General features: G+C 59.2%; 3 protein-coding genes. All 3 read left to right on the top strand.

The window, feature by feature from the left end; genetic code table 11:
• Positions 1-204: 204 nt before the first annotated feature.
• The 3 genes from ISG32_RS27450 to ISG32_RS27440 are packed head-to-tail and all read left to right on the top strand — an operon-like array spanning position 205 to position 2,054.
• The gene (locus ISG32_RS27450; protein ID WP_194774148.1) at positions 205-501 is read left to right on the top strand and encodes a double zinc ribbon domain-containing protein; all 297 of its coding nucleotides are present in this window, start codon (positions 205-207) and stop codon (positions 499-501) included.
• A 7-nt stretch (positions 502-508) separates the two neighbouring features.
• Entirely contained in the window at positions 509-1,075 is a 567-nt protein-coding gene (locus ISG32_RS27445; RefSeq protein ID WP_011638900.1) for a recombinase family protein, read from the top strand.
• Positions 1,076-1,094: 19 nt separating this feature from the next.
• Positions 1,095-2,054 carry a cation diffusion facilitator family transporter gene (locus ISG32_RS27440; RefSeq protein ID WP_023294863.1) on the top strand — a complete coding sequence of 320 codons (960 nt, stop codon included), beginning with the start codon at positions 1,095-1,097 and terminating at the stop codon, positions 2,052-2,054.
• Positions 2,055-2,270: the final 216 nt, after the last annotated feature.

Raw genomic sequence — 2,270 nt, 5'->3', positions numbered from 1 at the left:
TCCTTCTTCTTGAAAACGTAGGTTTGCGACAAGCCCGCTCAACCCTCTGGCGCGGCACGGGAAATCAAGGCATTGCGATTCTCGAAAACAGTTCTTGAAACTTTATTCTTGAATTCTTATCATATCAACGCGTTTCGAGAAATAGGGATGTAGCCAACCGCTGCCCCAAGTGGCTTTGACGTGTTTACGAAAGGAGAAAGACTCATGGGTATTTTTGACAGACTTTTCGGTGGCCACCACGGTGGTGGTTACAGCGGTGGTGGGCATCACGGTGGTGGGCATCACGGTGGTGGCGGTGGGTACGGAAGCGGCGGGCCTCCAGCGGGCGGGTGGGGTAATGGCGGCCTTGCTTGCCCCAACTGCAAGGCATCTAACGCGCCAGGCGCTCGCTTCTGCCAGCAGTGCGGGACTTCGTTGGTTCCTTCGGCTTGCGCGCAATGTGGAACCACACTGCAACCGGGTGCGAAGTTTTGCGCTCAGTGCGGCAAGGCAGCGGTCTGACCGTGCCATGCTGGTTGGCTATGCGCGCGTCTCGACGCAGGATCAGAACCTGGAGCTACAGCGGGAGGCCTTGACCCAGGCCGGGTGCCAAAAGCTCTTTGAGGACAAATTAAGCGGCACGAGAGCCGAGCGCCCCGGCTTGGCCAAGGCGCTTGAAATGCTACGCAAGGGAGACACGCTGGTCGTCTGGAAGCTGGATCGCCTGGGCCGCAGCGTCAAGCAATTGGTCGATCTGGTCAGCGAGTTGCACAAGCAGAGCATCCAGTTCAAGAGTCTCACCGACGCCATCGACACCGGCACGCCGTCGGGACGGTTCTTCTTTCACGTCATGGCCAGCCTCGCCGAAATGGAGCGCGAGCTGACGGTGGAGCGGACCCGAGCAGGATTGGCGGTCGCCCGGCTGTCAGGCCGCAAGGGAGGGCGCAAACCGAAGATGACCAAAAGCAAGATTGAATCGGCCAAGAAGCTGCTCGCCAGCGGGATCGCTCCCAAGGACGTGGCCAAGAACCTCGGGGTCTCAATCCCGACGTTGTATCGCTGGGTGCCGGCTTCCGGTCACGCTGAACAAAAATGAACTCAGAAGAAGGACGAAGATGAGCACCAATCACTCCCATGCCCTACCCAGCGAGCGCAATGAAAAATCGCTCTGGATCGCCCTGGCGCTGACCGGAAGCTTCCTGCTGGCCGAAGTCGCCGCAGGCATTGTTTTCAACAGCCTGGCCCTGCTCTCAGATGCGGCGCACATGTTCACGGATGCAGCGGCGCTGGCCATCGCCTTGGCGGCTGTACGGGTGGCGAGACGGCCAGCCGATGCCAAGCGCACCTATGGCTACTACCGCTTCGAAATCCTTGCGGCCGCATTCAACGCCCTGTTGCTCTTCGGCGTCGCTGGCTACATCCTGTATGAGGGCTGGCAGCGTTTGCGCGAGCCAGCGCAGGTTCAGTCCAGCGGGATGCTGGTGGTAGCAGTGCTGGGTCTGATCGTCAACCTCATCAGCATGCGTATGCTTCAGGGCGGCAAGGACAAGAGCCTCAACGTCAAAGGCGCTTATCTGGAGGTCTGGAGCGACATGCTTGGCTCCATCGGCGTGATCGGAGCTGCGCTGGTCATCCGATTCACCGGCTGGGTGTGGGTAGATGCGGTCGTCGCCGTGGCAATTGGGCTTTGGGTGCTGCCACGAACTTGGCTGCTACTCAAGGAAAGCCTGAATGTCTTGCTGGAGGGAGTCCCAGACGGCATTGACATGGGAGCCTTGATGGCATCTGTTCAGGCCGTGCCAGGCGTGACAGGGCTGCATGACTTGCACGTATGGGCGCTCACGAGCGGCAAGGTCAGCATGACCGCTCATATCGTGTATGCGCCGGAAATAGGGCCCGACGAGTTGCTCAAAACCCTCAAGTTGTTGCTGGCTGACCGATTCAGCATCTTCCATACGACGCTGCAACTGGAGATTGTTGCCTGTGAGCACAGCGTCGATGGGTGCAACTTCGTGGATCATCGCCACAAAGAACCGAGTTCTCAACCAGACCAAGCCGCAGCCCGGCAGGCGTGACTAATGGGACTCCTACTACCCGGCTAGCCAAACCGGTCTTAGCGTACGATTTTTTCCGTTTTCTGAGCCGCCCGAAGAAGCTGCTGTCCGGTGGCGTCCCCCCAAGGACGTGGTCAAGAACCTCGGCGCGTCCAATCCTACGCTGTACCACTGGGTGCCTGGCCTCATTCAGCGCACGCTAAGCGTGCTTTATTTTCCGTTTTCTGAGACGACCCC

The organism is Diaphorobacter caeni (assembly GCF_015354245.1).
In the GTDB taxonomy this organism is placed as follows: domain Bacteria; phylum Pseudomonadota; class Gammaproteobacteria; order Burkholderiales; family Burkholderiaceae_C; genus Diaphorobacter_A; species Diaphorobacter_A caeni.
Note: the sequence above shows the minus strand (reverse complement) of the source record. Positions and strands in the feature narration are given on the sequence as shown.